Annotated in this window: 18 protein-coding genes; 9 read left to right on the top strand and 9 right to left on the bottom strand. The window is 61.4% G+C overall.

Features of this window, described 5'->3' with window-relative positions:
* Positions 1-2 precede the first annotated feature (2 nt).
* The 4 genes from C1J04_RS09470 to pyrH form a co-directional block, all read right to left on the bottom strand.
* Positions 3-797, bottom strand: coding sequence for a phosphatidate cytidylyltransferase (locus C1J04_RS09470; RefSeq protein WP_009826992.1), 795 nt, complete (start codon positions 795-797; stop codon positions 3-5).
* A 23-nt stretch (positions 798-820) separates the two neighbouring features.
* Complete coding sequence (gene uppS, locus C1J04_RS09465; protein ID WP_005853406.1) at positions 821-1,564, bottom strand: polyprenyl diphosphate synthase; 744 nt, start codon at positions 1,562-1,564, stop codon at positions 821-823.
* A gap of 63 nt (positions 1,565-1,627) precedes the next feature.
* Complete coding sequence (gene frr, locus C1J04_RS09460) at positions 1,628-2,191, bottom strand: ribosome recycling factor (RefSeq protein ID WP_009826991.1); 564 nt, start codon at positions 2,189-2,191, stop codon at positions 1,628-1,630.
* 99 nt (positions 2,192-2,290) lie between these two features.
* Complete coding sequence (pyrH, locus tag C1J04_RS09455) at positions 2,291-3,019, bottom strand: UMP kinase (RefSeq protein ID WP_009826990.1); 729 nt, start codon at positions 3,017-3,019, stop codon at positions 2,291-2,293.
* Positions 3,020-3,118: 99 nt separating this feature from the next.
* Between pyrH and miaA the strand changes: the two genes are divergently transcribed.
* From miaA to C1J04_RS09430, 5 genes are all read left to right on the top strand, one after another.
* Positions 3,119-4,009, top strand: a complete 891-nt coding sequence (gene miaA / locus C1J04_RS09450) for a tRNA (adenosine(37)-N6)-dimethylallyltransferase MiaA (protein ID WP_009826989.1) — start codon at positions 3,119-3,121, stop codon at positions 4,007-4,009.
* 103 nt (positions 4,010-4,112) lie between these two features.
* Entirely contained in the window at positions 4,113-4,901 is a 789-nt protein-coding gene (locus tag C1J04_RS09445) for an AraC family transcriptional regulator (RefSeq protein ID WP_009826988.1), read from the top strand.
* A 260-nt stretch (positions 4,902-5,161) separates the two neighbouring features.
* Entirely contained in the window at positions 5,162-6,247 is a 1,086-nt protein-coding gene (locus C1J04_RS09440) for an ABC transporter permease (protein WP_037954420.1), read from the top strand.
* A gap of 13 nt (positions 6,248-6,260) precedes the next feature.
* Complete coding sequence (locus C1J04_RS09435; protein ID WP_037954718.1) at positions 6,261-7,685, top strand: ABC transporter permease; 1,425 nt, start codon at positions 6,261-6,263, stop codon at positions 7,683-7,685.
* Between the two features lie 96 nt (positions 7,686-7,781).
* Complete coding sequence (locus C1J04_RS09430; RefSeq protein WP_009826985.1) at positions 7,782-9,869, top strand: dipeptide ABC transporter ATP-binding protein; 2,088 nt, start codon at positions 7,782-7,784, stop codon at positions 9,867-9,869.
* 74 nt (positions 9,870-9,943) lie between these two features.
* Here C1J04_RS09430 and C1J04_RS09425 read toward each other — a convergent pair whose 3' ends face one another.
* Both C1J04_RS09425 and C1J04_RS09420 read right to left on the bottom strand, forming a co-directional pair.
* The gene (locus C1J04_RS09425) at positions 9,944-10,471 is read right to left on the bottom strand and encodes a hypothetical protein (RefSeq protein ID WP_009826984.1); all 528 of its coding nucleotides are present in this window, start codon (positions 10,469-10,471) and stop codon (positions 9,944-9,946) included.
* 173 nt (positions 10,472-10,644) lie between these two features.
* On the bottom strand, positions 10,645-11,229 hold the full coding sequence (locus C1J04_RS09420; RefSeq protein ID WP_050766230.1) for a lytic transglycosylase domain-containing protein: 585 nt from the start codon (positions 11,227-11,229) through the stop codon (positions 10,645-10,647).
* A 220-nt stretch (positions 11,230-11,449) separates the two neighbouring features.
* On the opposite strand from C1J04_RS09420, the gene C1J04_RS09415 reads away from it, so the two are divergent.
* Entirely contained in the window at positions 11,450-11,974 is a 525-nt protein-coding gene (locus C1J04_RS09415; RefSeq protein WP_005853386.1) for a single-stranded DNA-binding protein, read from the top strand.
* An 85-nt stretch (positions 11,975-12,059) separates the two neighbouring features.
* On the opposite strand, the gene aroB is transcribed toward C1J04_RS09415, so the two are convergent.
* Together aroB and C1J04_RS09405 are read right to left on the bottom strand one after the other, a co-directional pair.
* Positions 12,060-13,175: a 3-dehydroquinate synthase gene (aroB, locus tag C1J04_RS09410; RefSeq protein WP_009826982.1), complete on the bottom strand. Its 1,116-nt coding sequence runs from the start codon at positions 13,173-13,175 to the stop codon at positions 12,060-12,062.
* Positions 13,175-13,765 (bottom strand): shikimate kinase, encoded by a 591-nt coding sequence (locus C1J04_RS09405; RefSeq protein WP_009826981.1) that lies wholly within the window; start codon positions 13,763-13,765, stop codon positions 13,175-13,177. The genes aroB and C1J04_RS09405 overlap by 1 nt, the downstream gene beginning before the upstream one ends.
* An 80-nt stretch (positions 13,766-13,845) precedes the next feature.
* On the opposite strand from C1J04_RS09405, the gene C1J04_RS19450 reads away from it, so the two are divergent.
* The 3 genes from C1J04_RS19450 to C1J04_RS09395 are packed head-to-tail and all read left to right on the top strand — an operon-like array spanning position 13,846 to position 16,534.
* Complete coding sequence (locus C1J04_RS19450) at positions 13,846-13,995, top strand: hypothetical protein (protein WP_005853380.1); 150 nt, start codon at positions 13,846-13,848, stop codon at positions 13,993-13,995.
* Positions 13,992-15,560 carry a hypothetical protein gene (locus tag C1J04_RS09400; protein WP_009826980.1) on the top strand — a complete coding sequence of 523 codons (1,569 nt, stop codon included), beginning with the start codon at positions 13,992-13,994 and terminating at the stop codon, positions 15,558-15,560. The genes C1J04_RS19450 and C1J04_RS09400 overlap by 4 nt, the downstream gene beginning before the upstream one ends.
* Positions 15,560-16,534 (top strand): site-specific tyrosine recombinase XerD, encoded by a 975-nt coding sequence (locus C1J04_RS09395; protein WP_009826979.1) that lies wholly within the window; start codon positions 15,560-15,562, stop codon positions 16,532-16,534. The genes C1J04_RS09400 and C1J04_RS09395 overlap by 1 nt, the downstream gene beginning before the upstream one ends.
* Here C1J04_RS09395 and C1J04_RS09390 read toward each other — a convergent pair.
* The gene (locus C1J04_RS09390) at positions 16,471-17,298 is read right to left on the bottom strand and encodes a metallophosphoesterase family protein (protein WP_009826978.1); all 828 of its coding nucleotides are present in this window, start codon (positions 17,296-17,298) and stop codon (positions 16,471-16,473) included. The two genes, C1J04_RS09395 and C1J04_RS09390, sit on opposite strands and share 64 nt — an antisense overlap.
* Between the last annotated feature and the right edge of the window lie 15 nt (positions 17,299-17,313).

Below are 17,313 nucleotides of genomic sequence, written 5' to 3'. Positions count from 1 at the left end.
GATCAGCTTAGCGCGGGGGTGATGGTCAGGAAACGACCAATGATCAGCAGGAACAGCGCCGCCCCCAGCATACCGTCGAACCGATCCAGCAAGCCGCCATGACCGGGGATCAGGTTAGAGCTGTCCTTGACCCCCAAGCGACGCTTCATCCCGGATTCCGCCATATCCCCCATCTGCGACGCCATCGACATGGCGACAGAGACACCGACCAGCTGCAAGCCCACACCGGTATTGATCGAGAACAGGAAACCGACAGCCGCCGCCCCGATCCAGCCCGCAGCCGTGCCGGACCATGTTTTCTTGGGGCTGACCTTGGGCCAGAATTTCGGCCCCCCGATGGCACGTCCGGCGAAATAGCCAACGACATCGGTTATCACCACAACCAGCACCAGCCACATCAGCCAGCCAAAGCCGAAATCATCGCGAACCTGCGTCAGCCCGAAACCGGCCAGCATGATCATCACGGTGAAACACATGAAAATGGTGCGGTGCTTTTCCAGCTGGCCAAAGCCCACCAACGCAGGGGCCAGCAGCACCGGCAGGGCAAAGCCCACGGGCAGGTAGATCGCGGCGAGCGTCGCCGCGCCCACCAGCAAGCCCATCTGCATCCGCGCGCTGCGGTTTGACGGGTTCAACATCCCCACCAGTTCCCACGCCATGACGCCGCAAATGATTGCGACGAGAACGTGGAACACGGGCCCGCCCAGATAGATGCCGCCCAGACCGACCACAATCATCGCCAGCGCCGAACCGACGCGCGCCGTGAGGTCGGACCAGCGTTCCGAAGAAGGTGTCATAGTGCTTTCCTTTCGTCGTACGATCAGGAGGACACGGCACCAAAGCGCCGGTCGCGATTGCCAAAGGCCGCACAAAGATTGCCAAACTCGGCCTTGGTGAAGTCGGGCCAGAGCGTATCAATGAATTCATATTCGGCATAGGCTGATTGCCACAGCAGAAAGTTCGATATCCGCGCCTCGCCACTGGTGCGGATCACCAGATCGGGGTCCGGCAAAACATGGGTATCCAGATAGCGCGGCAGGGTTTCTTCGTCGACGTCCTCAGGGCTGAGCAGACCCGCTGCGACGTCCTGTGCCAGCCGCTGCGTCGCGCGCGCGACCTCGTCGCGACCGCCGTAGTTCAGCGCAATCGTCAGATGGGTCCGGGTGTTTTCCGCCGTCTCTGCCTCTAGCACATTCATCAACTTGACCAGTTTCGCATCCAGCCGGACACGGTCACCGATAAACCGGACGCGCACGCCCTTGGCTTTCAGCGCCTTGGTCTCTTTGGTGATATAGCGGCGGAACAGGCTCATGAGTCCCGCCACCTCGACCTGAGTACGTTTCCAGTTCTCGGTCGAGAAGGCAAAGATCGTCAGATACTCGACGCCAAAATCGGGGCATGCCTCGACGATTTCGCGCACACGCTTGGCACCGGCATGATGCCCGAACAGACGCGGACGCCCTCGCTGGGTTGCCCAACGGCCGTTTCCGTCCATGATGATCGCAACATGGCGCGGTGCCCCTGGGACAAGCTGGAAGGTCTGGTCGGTCGCAGCAGGCATCATCTATCCTTATCGAACTGCAGGCCGATGCGCGGACCTTGGGGTCGCGCGCATCGAATAAGGTACTTAAACCTGCATGATCTCGGCTTGTTTGCTTTCAAGCTGCTCGTCGATCTGGGCGATGAACTTGTTGGTCATGTCCTGAACCTCACCCTCCCAGACTTTCTGATCGTCTTCCGACATGCCGTCGGCCTTGGCTTTCTTGATCTGGTCCATACCGTCGCGGCGGATGTTGCGGATGGAGACACGGGCGCTTTCGGCATATTGCCCCGCGACCTTGGTCAGCTGGGTGCGGCGTTCCTCGTTCAGCTCGGGGATCGGCAGCATGATGATCGTGCCGTTCAGCTGCGGGTTGATGCCCAGACCGGATTCACGGATCGCTTTCTCGACCTTGCCGACCAGCGCCTTGTCCCAGACGTTGATGGTAACCATCCGCGGCTCGGGCACGTTGACGGTGCCCACCTGGTTGATCGGCGTGCTGCTGCCATAGGCGTCGACCATCACAGGCTCCAGCATAGAGGCGGAGGCACGGCCTGTGCGCAAAGAGGCAAATTCGGTGCGCAACGATGTGATCGCGCCATTCATGCGCCGCTCAAGATCGTCTGTGTCCAGCATAAAATCGTCTGACATGATGTCCCCGGTGGTTTTGTAACTATCTAGATTTGAACCGATATAACGCGATCAAGCCCCCCTTGTATAGGGAGCCCCGCATCTATCGTAGGTTGGGGCCTAGCCCTGAACCCGTGTGTATGTGCCCTCGCCCGCGAGAATCCCCTTGAAGCCGCCCGGTTCGTCCAGAGAGAAGACGATGATCGGCAGGTTGTTGTCGCGCGCCAAGGCGATGGCAGAGGCATCCATGACCCCCAAGCGCTTTTGCAGCACATCGTCATAGCTGACGGCATCATAGCGAACGGCATCATCGAATTTGGCGGGGTCTTTGTCATAGACACCATCGACCTTGGTGCCCTTGAAGATCGCTTCGCAGGCCATTTCATTGGCGCGCAGCGTCGCGGCGGTATCAGTGGTGAAATAGGGGTTGCCGGTACCCGCGGCAAAGATGCACACGCGCTTTTTCTCAAGGTGGCGCACGGCGCGGCGGCGGATGTAGGGTTCGGCGACCTCGTTCATTGTGATCGCGGAAATTACCCGCGTGTGGATGCCCAGTTCCTCTAGCGCGGATTGCATCGCCAGCGCGTTCATCACGGTGGCCAGCATCCCCATATAATCGGCGGTGGTGCGTTCCATCCCCTGAGCCGACCCTTGCAGCCCACGGAAGATATTGCCGCCCCCGATGACCATGCAGATTTCGACGCCAAGATCGTGAACCGATTTGACCTCGTTCGCGATGCGTTGCACGGTTGGCGGGTTCAGCCCGAACCCCTGATCGCCCATCAATGCTTCGCCTGAAATCTTTAGCATGACCCGGTTGAATGTTACTTTTGACTGGCTCTCGGGCATGGGGGCACCTTTCAGGGTGTGGGAGGGGTTTTCATTGCGCCGTAAAATGTCGCAAATAGCGCAAACATTCAATGCTCCGTCAGAGGTTCACGCAAAGAAATGCCAGATGCCCCGCTGTCCCGCGTCTCTGACGTGGTTTCCTCTATCGACCCTGCCGCGCCTGTCCTGATTGCGGGGCCCACGGCGTCGGGTAAATCGGCGCTGGCGCTGGCGATTGCGCAGGCTCAGGGCGGGGTGATTGTGAACGCGGATGCCAGTCAGGTCTACGGCTGCTGGCGCGTGATCTCGGCCCGCCCCCCGGCCGAGGAAGAGGCCTTGGCACCGCATCTGCTGTATGGCCATGTCGCGGCGCACGCCCCCTATTCGGTCGGCCACTGGCTGCGCGAGGTGACCGAGGTGCTGCGCCAGCCCGCACGCCCGATCATTGTCGGTGGCACGGGCCTTTATTTCGCGGCGCTGACCAAGGGGCTGGTGGACATTCCTCCGACCCCCGATGCGGTGCGCGCCGTGGGCAACACCATGACCCGCGCGGCGATGATCGACGCGCTTGACGCAGAGACGGCGCGCCGCATCGATCTTTATAACCCCATGCGCGTCCAGCGAGCGTGGGAGGTGCAGCAAGCCACACGGCGCGGGCTGGCCGCGTGGCAAGATGATACGCCGCCGCCCGTCCTGCCGATGGAGCGCTGTCAGGCCGTCGCCGTTGCCGCGTCAAAGGACTGGCTGAACGACAGGATCATTCGTCGCTTTGACCAGATGCTGGACCAAGGCGCGCTGGACGAAGTCGCCGCCGTGCGCCCCGATTACGACCCCGCCCTGCCCGCGCACCGTGCCATCGGCGTACCCGAGCTGATGCGCTACCTTGACGGCGCAACACCGCTTGACGTGGCACGACAGGATGCCATCATCGCGACACGGCAATATGCCAAACGGCAGCGCACGTGGATGCGCAAGAACACCGCCGATTGGCTGCAATATGTGCCGGGCTAGCACGCGGCTGCCAAAACGGCGAAATTATCTTTTACTGCCTTTATCTTTCCATATCTCTGTATAACGATAGTGTTCACTTGTCTTTTGCTGATAGGGTCATGCAATGACAGAGAACACGATCGAATTGCTGACGCTGGCGCAACTGTCGCAAGGGCAGGACTGGCGCGTGCAGCTTTGTCATGACCGGCCTGTGCATATGCTGATCTGGATCACCCGCGGTCAGGGGTTGCTGCAGCTTGACGGCCAGCGGCGCGGCTTGGGGGCGCATAACGCGGTGTTTATCCCTGCCCGTGCGCTCTTTGCCCTTGATATGGGGCGGCAGGGCATCGGGCAAGCGGTGGTGATCCCCGACGGCACCGAGCTGCGCCTGCCCCAAATGCCGCGCCACCTGCGTATTCGGGATGTACAGGCCCAGACCGAACTGACCGGCCTGATCGAAGCCGCGCAGCGCGAACAACAGGCCAAGCGCCCGCTGTATCATGACGCGTTAGAGGGGCACGCGGCGCTGATGTCGGTCTGGCTGCGGCGCCAGATCATGCAGGACGAACATGTGCCCAACCGGCGCAACGCCGCCGCACGGCTCAGCGCGCGGTTTTGCCAGATGGTCTGTGAACGCTACAGCAGCGGCGCGCCGATGGCGCAATACGCCGAAAGCCTGGAGGTCACGCCGACGCATCTGTCACGGGCCGTAAAATCCGCCACCGGCAAGACTGCGGCGGATATCCTGACCGAACGGGTGGTGCATGAGGCACGGCACCTGCTTGGCACGACAGAGCATTCCGCACAGGATATCGCGCGCCACCTTGGCTTTGGCTCCGCCGCCTATTTCACACGGTTCATGCAGCAACACACGGGCCTCACACCCTCGCGCCTGCGGGCAACGGCGGCCTGACGCGTCAGGACCAGTGGCCACAAGGACGCTCGGGTTAGCGCCTTTTCCAAAGTACCGAGTTGACCTGCCACCGCGACCTGTGGCTGACTGGCATTCGAGAAAAACACATCCGCACCGCCCATGTCATGGTGGAAAGCGGACAATAAGGGAGCCGCGCAGCGCGCAACGTATCGGCAAAAGCCGGACCGCGCTGCGACAAATTCAAACGCAGCCGCGCGCCTTCAAGGTGTCGCCGTACCGCCGCGCAACAGGGTCATCACATGGGTATTTTCATATTGCGCCGTTTGGGCGTGATGGTGGTAACAGCGCTATGCCTGACCTTTATCGTGTTCTGGCTGACCAACCTCTATCCGAACCTCGAAAAGCTCGCCAAGACCCAAGGCAACTTCCGCATGTCGGACGAAGCGGTCGCAAGCTATCTGGGGGATCGCGGCTATCTTGACCCGCTGCCGGTCAAATTCGGCCAATGGCTGGGCGTCATGCCCGGATGGGTGACGCAAGAGGAGGACGGCACCCGTTTCGGGCGCTGCTTTACCAAGGACACGCCCGAGGGCGACCGCCGCAGCTTTTGCGGTATCTTGCAAGGGGATTGGGGATTTTCGACTGTTTTCCAAGAGGATGTCGGCCCCACTGTCCTGACGCGATTGGCGCTGACTGGCAAGTTGATGGGCTGCGTGATCCTGCTGATGGTGCCGATGGCGCTGATTGTGGGCGTGCTGGCTGGGATGCGCGAAGGGTCGCGGACGGACCGGACCCTGTCGACCTTTTCAATCCTGACAACCGCGACGCCTGAATATGTCTCTGGTGTCGTGTTCATCGCCTTGCTCGCCTCGTCGCGGTTTGGGCTGTCGCCCCTGCTGGCCGACTGGGGCTGGATCGACAGCAAAACGCTGTTTCTGGGCTCCGCTGCCAGTGCGATGAAAGACGCGACCTTCTGGAATTTCTTTTTGCCGGTGCTGACCATCTCGCTTTACGGGATGGGCTATATCGCGCGCATGACCCGTGCCTCGATGACCGAGGTGATGACCGCGCAATACATCCGCACGGCGCGGCTGAAGGGGGTGAGCTTTGGCAACATCGTCCTGAAACACGCCCTGCGCAACGCACTGATCGCGCCGTTCACGGTGATCATGCTGCAAATCCCGTGGCTTCTGAACGGAGTCGTCATCGTCGAGACCCTCTTTAACTACAAGGGCTTCGGCTGGCTGTTGGTCCGCGCCGCGTCGAATAATGACATCGAGCTGTTGCTGGCCGTGTCGGTCGTGTCGGTGATCGTGGTGCTGACAACGCAGCTGATCTCGGACATCGGCTATGTCGTGCTGAACCCGCGCATCCGGATCACCTGAGGAGACAATGCAGATGGACCCATTGACATGGACAGGTGCGCTGGACTGGGTGAACCCATTGCTGGGGGGCGCGGTGTTGGTCGTGCTGCTTGGCATCGCGATGCAGATGGTCTGGCCCCTGCTGCCCACTTCCCCTACGGGAACGCGCCGATTGGGGCAGCTCACCACCGCGGGTATCGCGGCGGCGACCGCGCTGCTGATGGTCTATGTCGTCGGGGGCATTTTCATGGGCGCCGAGGCCGGCATCTTTGGCGGCATGTCGCAACGTCTGCTGCCGGTCTGGATTGCGCTGATCGTGACCTTTGCCCTGTCGATCACCTTCAAACGCCGGCTGGGGCTTTATGGCAAACTGTTTGACAGCACCGTTGGCATGATCGGCTTTGGGCTAGTGATGTTCTGGGTCTATACGGGGCTGTTCGGCGGGGTGTTCGACATGATCGTGACCCATGACAGCCTCAGCCAGACCTCGGGCATGAAGAACAAGCTTCCCGGCACACCGCTGGCCCGCGCTGAGGACGGCGACTACCCGTGGTTCCTGCTGGGCGGCGATAACCTTGCCCGCGATGTGTTCAGCCGCCTGATCAAGGGGGCTTGGGTGGTGATCCAGATCGCGCCGATGGCGACGGTCTTTGCCTTTATGGTGGGGATCACGCTGGGGCTGCCTGCGGGCTATTATGGCGGCAAACTGGACGTATTCCTGAGCTTTCTTGCCAATCTGATCCTCGCCTTTCCGGTGATCTTGATCTTTTATCTTCTGGTCACCCCCGAGATCGTGCTGACCGGACTGCCGAATTACATGGCAATTGTGCTGTTCATCTTTCCGCTGGTGTTCCTAGGGGTGCTGCTCAACACACGTCTGCGCACGCAGCCAGGCACCCGCACGCCGGTGCTGGTCGTGGTACTGGGCCTGGTGGGCTGGCTTTACCTCGCGATGATCTCGGACGATGGAGCCTTGGTGCGCACCCAGACCTACGAGATCCCGGGCCTGCCTGCGTTTCTGGATTTCCTCGACATCGGGCCGGGGTTGCTGGTGGTCTTTGTCGCGGTGGTTTTCGTCAATGCGCCCACAGTATTCCGCATCGTGCGCGGGCTCGCACTGGACATCAAGACACGCGACTATGTGGCGGCCGCGCAGACCCGCGGCGAAGGACCGTGGTACATCATGCTATGGGAGATCCTGCCCAATGCCCGCGGCCCCTTGATCGTCGATTTCTGCCTGCGCATCGGCTATACAACGATCCTGCTTGGCACGCTGGGGTTCTTTGGGCTGGGACTGGAATCCGAAAGCCCCGATTGGGGCACCACGATCAACGCAGGGCGCCGCCTGCTGGCGCTCTACCCCCATGCGGCAATCGCGCCGGCGCTAGCCTTGCTCAGCCTTGTGCTGGGGTTGAACCTGCTCGCGGATGGGCTGCGCGAAGAGAGTTTGCGGGATTGATTTGGGGGAACCGCCGCGGGGGCCAGCCCCCGCACCCCCGGAGTTTACTTGGCAAAATGAAATATAAGGTTGCGGTTGAAGGTAAGGGAGTTGGACATGGGCGAGGCATATGACGGGCCAATTCTGGAGATCGACGGGCTGTCGATCTCTTTCTTCACACGGCTGCGCGAAATTCCGGCGGTGATGGATTTTTCGGTCTCGGTCAAACCGGGCGAGGCTGTGGGGCTGGTTGGTGAATCCGGTTGTGGTAAATCAACGGTCGCCTTGGGCGTAATGCAGGACCTTGGGGTGAACGGGCGTGTCGTGGGCGGGTCCATCAAGTTCAAGGGGCGCGATCTGTCCCAGATGAGCGCCGCTGAGTTGCGTCAGATCAGGGGCAGCGAGATCGCGATGATCTATCAAGAGCCTATGGCCTCTTTGAACCCCGCCATGCGGATCGGGCAGCAGCTGATGGAAGTGCCGATAATCCACGGTGGCATGTCGAAACGCGAGGCCCATGCCCGCGCCTTGCAACTGGTGACCGATGTCAAGCTGCCGGACCCCGAACGTATCCTCAAGGCCTATCCGCATCAGCTGTCAGGCGGGCAACAGCAGCGCATCGTCATCGCTATGGCCCTGATGTCAGAGCCATCCTTGCTGATCCTGGACGAGCCGACCACAGCATTGGATGTCACGGTCGAGGCAGCGATCATTGATCTGGTCAAAGATCTGGGGCGCAAATACGGCACCTCTATGCTGTTCATCAGCCACAACCTCGGGCTGGTGCTGGACACCTGCGATCGCATCTGTGTCATGTACTCCGGCGAGGCGGTCGAGCGCGGGTCGATTGCAGATGTATTCGACGGCATGCGCCACCCCTATACACAGGCTCTGTTCCGGTCGATTCCGCTGCCCGGTGCCGACAAGACCGCGCGCCCGCTGATCGCTATCCCCGGCAATTTCCCCCTGCCCCATAAACGCCCCGAGGGTTGCAACTTTGGCCCGCGCTGTGATTACTTTGTCGCGGGGCGCTGCGATCAGGGTGCCATTCCGATGCTGGACGTGCCCGAAAACACGCGTCACGCGACCCGCTGTATCCGCCACGATGAAATCGACTGGTCCGCGCCGATGGCGCAAGCGGCGACCAAGTCGAAGGGCGAGGTTGGCGACGTCGTTCTGAAAATGGACAAGCTTAAGAAATACTATCAGGTGGCGGCGCATTCGATGTTTGGCGGCACCGGTACCAAAGTGGTTAAAGCAAACGAAGAGCTGAGCTTTGAAGCGCGTGCGGGTGAAACCCTTGCCATCGTTGGGGAATCCGGTTGCGGCAAGTCCACTTTTGCCAAGGTACTTATGGGGCTGGAGACGGCCACAGCCGGTCATCTGCTGCTGGATGGCCGTGATATCGGCACCACCGCGATCGAGGATCGGGGGACACAGACTGTCGCTGATATCCAGATGGTATTTCAGAACCCTTTCGACACATTGAACCCGTCAATGACCGTGGGCCGCCAGATCATCCGCGCGCTTGAAGTGTTTGGCGTGGGCACCTCCGCGCGTGACCGTAAGGCGCGTATGCTGGAGCTGCTGGATCTGGTCAAACTGCCGCGGGAATTCGCCAGCCGCATGCCGCGCCAACTGTCGGGCGGGCAGAAACAGCGCGTGGGGATTGCCCGTGCCTTTGCCGGAGACGCGCGGATCGTGGTGGCGGATGAACCCGTGTCGGCGCTTGATGTCTCGGTTCAGGCGGCGGTGACGGATCTTTTGATGGAGATCCAGCAGGCCCAACAGACCTGTCTGTTGTTCATCAGCCATGACCTGAGCATCGTGCGTTATCTCAGCGACCGGGTGATGGTGATGTATCTGGGCCATGTGGTCGAATTGGGCACGACGGATCAGGTGTTCTCTCCGCCCTACCACCCCTATACCGAAGCCCTGCTGTCGGCGGTGCCGATTGCCGACACGCGGGTGAAGAAAAAACATATTGTACTGGAAGGCGATGTCCCCTCGGCGATGAACCCGCCGCCCGGTTGCCCCTTTCAGACGCGCTGCCGATGGAAATCTCGGGTGCCGGGAAATCTTTGCGAGACGCAAGTGCCAGAGCTACGGGCGCTGGCGGCGGGACATACGGTGAAATGTCATCTGGATGACGCGCAGCTTGCGGCGATGGAGCCGGTGATCGAGATGGACGTTCCGGCGCGCTGAACCCTTGGCTACGCATCAAAAAAACGGCCACCGCATGTGCGATGGCCGTTTCTGCCTGATCGAGGCAGGGTGGCTTATTTGCTGACGCCGCTACCTGCGGTGTTCAGATTGCCGACCTGTTCGGCCACCTCATCGGCAAAACCGTCGATCATCACTTCGTAAAAAACACCCTCGGTCGGGGCCACGGCGACATAGCCCTCGGGCACGACCTGATCGACCGAATAGGCGGCGACATTCACAGGGAAGCTACGCGCGCCGATCGATTCATTGGGCGATGTGATGTCCACCACACCTTCGATCTCGTTAAATTCCTGACTATCGCTCAGCATCGTATCCCCATCCAGCGAGATCTTGCGGATGTCGATGTTGATCGTCGGATCGCTGGCGTCATCGCTGCCCAAGACGCGGGCGGCCACGGCGGCTTTCAGATCCTCTGTGATCTGGGGGTAATATTCCATCGCGTTAGCGTCCTGCGCGGCGTTGATCGACGAGCTTACGTCAATCGCGGAGAAGGCGACCTTTTCGTCCGCAAATGCGGCAGAGGACAATGCGGCCAAGCTTACACCTGTGGCCAAGGCGATCGATTTAACTGAGTTGAACATGCGAATGCTCCTTATCTTCCTGATGCGCGCAGACCGTAGAAGACGACCTGCTGACGCTGTGGAAAGGGAACATCAGCCGTGGCGATATGGTTCCATCGCCGCGCAAAACGGCAAGCGGAAATCAGCATACTGCGGCGAAATATACTTTATTCAGAGCCACTTATCGGGGTGCATCACAGACCCGCGATCACCTTCACATAGTTCTTGGTTTCGGCGTAGGGCGGGATGCCACCGTATTTCTTCACCGCCCCCGGCCCCGCGTTATAGGCCGCAAGCGCGAGGTTCCATGACCCGAATGCCTGATATTGGCGCTTGAGGTAGCGTGCACCGCCATCAAGATTCTCGTAGGGGTCGGTCGGATCCACGCGCAGGATCCGCGCCGTTTCCGGCATAAGCTGCGCCAGACCAAGCGCGCCTTTGTGCGACCGCGCCGCAGGGTTCCAGCCGCTTTCCTGCTGCACGAGACGCAAGAAGAGATCCGCCGGAATGCCGTGGCGCATCGCGGCTTCGCGCGCCATGCCAAGATAGACGCCCTTGTACTTGCCGCGATATTTGGGTGTGTCCCATTTTGTCGGGGTGACCACGCGTTGTGGCTGCAACCGGACAGAGGCCGCATATTGTTTTGATGCCCGTGTGTCCAGAATCTTAGTCTGGGACGCAAAAAGCTTGGTCCGGTTCTTGGATGAAAACACATCGGCGGCAACCGGTGCTGCGCCCACAGAAAGGCAGCACAGCGCCGCCGTTAATACAATTCGCATATTGTCCCTGCCCCACGCAGTCTCAATTCCCGCAGACCATATCAAACTGACCCGTTGGTGCCACCCTTTATTGCCCCCTGTCACATCTGCGTGGGTCGCAACGGCGATAATCCCGCCCCCCCCCTGTTTATCGCGAACCCTGCTGGGTATAACGTCGGCCAATCCAAGGCGCGTGCGGGATTCGCGCGTGGCCCGTAAACTTGCAGCAAATGGGGGCATCATGGCCGGCTCAGTGAATAAAGTGATCCTAATCGGGAATCTGGGGCGCGATCCCGAAGTGCGTTCGTTCCAGAACGGCGGCAAAGTGTGCAACCTGCGCATCGCGACATCCGAGACATGGAAAGACCGCAACACCGGCGAGCGCCGCGAAAAGACCGAATGGCATTCGGTGGCGATCTTTCAGGAAGGGCTTGTGCGCATCGCAGAGCAATACCTGAAGAAGGGTTCCAAAGTATATATCGAAGGCCAGTTGCAAACCCGCAAATGGCAAGACCAGTCCGGTCAAGACAAATACAGCACAGAAGTTGTCCTGCAGGGCTTTGGCGGCACGCTGACCATGCTCGATGGCCGCGACGGTGGTGGTTCCGGTGGTGGTGGCAACTACGGCGGCGGCGGTGGCGGCTACGACAGTGGCCCGTCGGATCAGGGCGGCTACGGCGGCGGCTATGACAGTGGCCCCTCGGGCGGTGGCAACGACGGTGGTCGCGGTTCCTCGCGCGATCTGGATGATGAAATTCCATTTTGATATCAATGTGATACCAAACATAGTTAAGGCGGGGAATTTCCCGCCTTTTTCTTTGTCGTGACTCAAGACGGGTGGGCGTCGCGCCCTAGCGGCGTTCGGCCAGCGCGTCATCCAGCAGCTGCAGCACCGCGTCCTTGGGGACATCGGCGGTGACAAAAGCATCGCCAATGCTACGGGCCAGAATAAAGCGCAGCTTGCCGTCGATGACCTTTTTATCCTGCCCCATCAGATCAAGCAGATAGGCGGCGTCCGGTAGATCTCCGTCGATGTCGCGCAGGTCGGTTTTCATCCCCATGGCCCGCAGATGCGCGCGGACGCGGCTGGGGTCCTCTTGCGCGCAAAGCCCCAAACGGGCGGACAATTCAAACGCCATCGCACAGCCGATCGCCACACCTTCGCCATGCAGCAGCCGGTCGGAATAGCCCGTCGCCGCCTCAAGCGCGTGGCAGAAGGTATGGCCAAGGTTCAACAGCGCGCGGTCGCCGTGCTCTTTTTCGTCGCGCAGAACAATATCGGCCTTCATCTGGACAGACCGGCGCACCGCCTCTACGCGCAGCGCCATATCGCCGGCGGCCATCGCGGGGGCGTTCACCTCGAGCCAGTCAAAGAAGGCCGCATCCCCCAGCAGCCCGTATTTGACGACTTCGCCATATCCGGCGAGGAAATCGCGCGCCTGCAATGTGCCAAGCACGGCCGTATCGGCCAATACAAGGGACGGCTGATGAAACGCGCCGACAAGGTTCTTGCCCTGCGATACGTTGATCCCCGTCTTGCCCCCGACCGAACTGTCGACCTGCGCCAGAAGCGAGGTCGGGATTTGCACAAAGCGCACGCCACGGCGCAGGATCGCGGCGGCAAAGCCCACCAGATCACCGATGACACCGCCGCCAAAGGCAATCACGATATCGTTGCGTTCGACCTTCTGATCCATCAGCCAATCGACCGTGCGGGTCAGCTCTGCCCAGCATTTCGTCGCCTCGCCCGGCGGCAATGCCAGCGCCTCGACGCTGATGTCAGCGGCGTCCAGTCCGGCGCGTAAACCGTCCAGATGGTGCGCCGCAACCGTTTCATCACTGACCACCACAACACGTTTGCGGCGCAACAGCGGGGCAACCAACGCGCCTGCTTCGGCCAACAGATCGGGGCCGATCACCACATCATAGGCGCGGCCCTCAAGACCGACATGAACCGTTTCTCGCATCACAGCACCTCAAGTACATCTGGGCGATCCGCCAGCGCATCCACCACGCGCTGCGCCATCGCGTCAATCGACAGCGCCGGCGTGCTGGCAACCGTCATATCCGCAAGCCGGTAGATCGGCACACGTTTTTCGTAAAGCTCGGTCAGGGTGCCGCGCGGGTCAGCGGTGCGCAGCAACGGGCGCGAGGTCTTGTACCGGACACGGTTCCACAGCAGATCAAGATCCGCATCCAACCACACCGACACCCCGCGGGCCGAGATATTCTCACGGTTGGCTTCCGCCAGAAAGGCACCGCCGCCGGTCGACAGGATGCCGGGCTCTTTATCCAGCAGACGCGAGATCACTTCGGTCTCGCGCTTGCGAAAGAAGGGTTCGCCGTCTCGCTCAAAAATTTCGGGCACGGTCAGATTGGCAGCGGCCTCTATCTCGTGGTCGCTGTCCACAAAGGGCACGCCAAGTTTCGCGGCCAAAGCGCGACCCACGGCGGTTTTACCTGCGCCCATCATACCCACCATGACAACCGTCTTCTTAAGATGGTACCGAGGGGTGTTTTGGGCCGTATCGGCTGGGGATTGCTGAATTTCGCTCATTCTTGTGTGAATGACGTGATCTTGCCCAAAAGGCCATATATAGAATAGTCAAAAGATGCAGAAGAAAGCAGGCGGATTCCATGGGCAAGCTGATCAAGTTTCTGATTTACCTCGCAATTATCGGGTTCATCGGCCTTGCGGTCTATGCCTATGTGGGGCCGTTCTTCGGGGCGGACTTTGCACCACCCCAAGTCGAAATCCGCGAATCCGTGACGTTGGAGCAGCAATGATCCGATTTGTCAGGCAGCTAAGCGTTTTTTGCCTGATTGCCCTCCCCCTTGGTGTCGCCGCGCAAACCGCAGCGCAGAATGACCGGAACGCGCCTTTGTCGGTGATCGACTGGCTCGGCGAACGTCCCAAGACGCCGCAACCGACGCGCAAGGCCCCCGTAAAGCCGGACGAGGCTCCCGTTGCGCGGACCGCGCTGCCCCCTGTCGTGACCGTGGCCCCCTTGGGCAAAGGCGGGCCGCGCGCCATCGGGTTGGTGCCAACCAAGGTGACAGGGCTGCCGCAGGATTTATGGACGGGCAGCACCGCGGAAGACATCGCCCATCAGCTTGACCGTCTGCCAGAGCTTCACCTGCCCGTGGCCCATTCGCTGCTGTTTACCCTGCTGCTGGCGCAAGCAACCGCGCCGCAGGGGGATGCGAAACAGGGCGATGCGCTTGCCCTCGCCCGTGTGCGCACCTTGATGGATGCTGCGGCGCTTGACCCTGCGATGTCGCTGATCGAACAGGCGGGTGTCGAGACTTCGCCGGATCACTTTGGCCTCTGGATGGAGGTGAGCCTGCTTTTGGGCACAGAAGATCGTGCCTGCCTGCGGCTGAAGGACAAGCCCTTCCTGACCACGGATTATGGCGTGCGCATCCTGTGCGCTGCGCGGTCGGGGGAATGGGACACGGCGGCGCTGACGTTGGGGTCTGCCCAAGCGCTGGCGCTGCTGCCCGAAAGCGATCTGTCGCTGCTGGACCGGTTCCTCAACCCTGACCTTTACGAAGGGGCCGCGCCCCTGCCCGGCCCGCGCGAGATGACGCCACTCAAGTTCCGGCTTCTCGAAGCGATCGGAGAGCCGCAGCCCACGCGGAACCTGCCCGCCGCCTATGCTGTGGCCGATCTGCGCGATATCGCGGGCTGGAAAGCGCAGCTAGATGCGGCGGAGCGTCTGACCCGTATCGGCGCCCTGCCCGACAACCGGTTTCTGGGCATTTATACAGACCGTGAGCCTGCGGCCTCTGGCGGGGTGTGGGACCGTGTCGAAGCGCTCCAGCGGTTCGACACGGCCATGTCCAGCGGCAATACAGAGGCCATCGCCAAAGCCCTGCGCCCCGCATGGCGCGCCATGCAGCAGGCCGAGACCGAAGTGACTTTCGCCACCCTCTATGCCGAGGATTTGCAGAGCACCGACCTTACCGGTGCCAGTGCCGCCCTGCGCGACCGTATCCTGCTGCTGTCACCGCTCTACGAGCAGGTTACCAGCGCCGATACGACACCGGCAGAGATTATATTCCTGTCGCAGATCGCGCGCGGCGAGGCCCCGAAAACCACGCCCGACATCCCCCACGCACAGGGGATTGCCAGCGCGTTCACGACGCCAACACCACGTGAGGGGCTGGTTGAAATGGCGCAAAACGGTCAGTTGGGCAGCGCCATCCTGCATACAATTGCCCTGCTAGAGGACGGTGCCCGCGGCGACACGGCTGCCCTGCGCGATGCGATCTCTACCCTGCGGGCCTTGGGGCTGGAAGATGCCGCGCGGCGGGCTGCCCTGCAGACGTCTTTGCTGGAGCGTGACTGATGCAGACCGAGTTGCTGCACTGGATTTCGACCTTCCTAGAGGCGCAGGCGGCGGAACTGGGCGCGGCCACGAACACGCAACTCGCCTATGGGCGCGACCTGAAGGATTTTGACAGTTTCCTCGCCCGCCGCGCCTTGGATTTCGTCACGGTCGGTCGCAAGGATATCGAAGCCTATCTGGTCTGGTGCGACGCGCAGGGGCTTGCCAAATCCACCCGCGCACGGCGGCTGTCGGCGATCAAACAGCTGTACCGTTTCGCCTTTGAAGAAGGGTGGCGCACCGATAACCCCGCGATCCAGATTGCCGGTCCGGGGCAGGACAAACGTCTGCCCAAGGTGCTGTCAGAAGACGAGGTCGACCAGCTGCTCGACGCGGCGCGCCACTCGGGGCGCAACACCTCGGACCAGCTGCGCAACACCTGTTTGATGGAGCTGCTCTACGCCACCGGCATGCGGGTGAGCGAGCTGGTGAGCCTTAGGGTCAACGCGGCCCGCGGCGACCCGCGTTTGCTGTTGATCATGGGCAAAGGCGGCAAGGAACGTCTGGTGCCCCTGTCTGACCCGTCGCGCGAGGCGCTGGCGGCATGGCTGGTGCAGCGCGATAACACGGATGAGGCCGCACAGGCCAAGGGCAAACCGGCGTCGATCTACCTCTTCCCCAGCCGCGGCAGTGCCGGATATCTGACGCGCCACCGCTTCTATTTGCTGATCAAGGAATTTGCCCTGACCGCCGGTGTTGATCCGTCCAAGGTCACCCCCCACACGTTGCGCCACGCCTTTGCCACGCACCTGCTGGCAAATGGGGCCGATCTGCGGGCGATCCAGACGATGTTGGGGCACGCCGATGTCGCCACGACCGAGATCTACACCCATGTCCTAGAAGCACGTCTGTCCGAACTGGTGCTCGATAATCATCCACTGGCCAAGGCGGCGCGGCGCAGTTCCGGCGGCAAGACATCCTCTGACGGCCAGTGACCGGTCTCTAGCGCTTTATGGTAGCCTTGGGTCAGCCCCGCCTGCACCATCGCGCGGGCGGCGGCGGCATGGTCATAGTCAAGCCGGTGAAACGACACCTGCCCTGCATCAAGCACCGCAAAACGGGTCTGCGGTGCGCCGTCGTTGGGCGGCATGCCGATGACACCGGCGTTGATCCACATCCCCCGCGCTGTCTGCCGCTCAAAAGCCACCCCGCAATGCCCTGCGATGATCCCGTCCACCGGACCGATGCTGTGCTCTACCGCCTGCCATTCCGCGTCAAACACGGCCTCGGGCGAGACGGGCCAGATGAAGCGGGCGATATCATGGTGCCCCCCGTGGATCACGGCATAGCGCTTTCCGGCGTGGTGAAAGCTGAGGATATCCGGCACCTGCCCCATCCAGTCCCGCTGCGCTTGGGTGATCTGCGCGCTGGCGTAGCCGTACCAGCCGACCGACAGCAGATCACAGGCGCTGCCATCCTCGAACCCGCAGCCGCAGTCCATCGCACCTGCGGCAAGCTGCTTTTCACAATTCCCCGCCACCACCGCGATGCCACTGTCCTGCATCCTGCCGCTGACGGCATGGGCATCGGCGCAATAGGCCACGACGTCGCCGGTGCAAATCATCCGGTCCGGCCCCACCCCTAAGGCGCGCGCGCGGTCAAACAGCGCGTCAAGCGCCTGCAGGTTGGAATACGGACCGCCGAACAGCACAATCGGCCCGTTCAATTGTCCCAAATCTTGATGGTTCACCCTGCTCATCCCTTGAATGAAACC

Origin of the sequence: Sulfitobacter sp. SK025 (assembly GCF_003352105.1) — a bacterium.
Lineage (GTDB): Bacteria > Pseudomonadota > Alphaproteobacteria > Rhodobacterales > Rhodobacteraceae > Sulfitobacter > Sulfitobacter pontiacus.
This window is presented reverse-complemented; position numbering and strand designations above follow the sequence as displayed.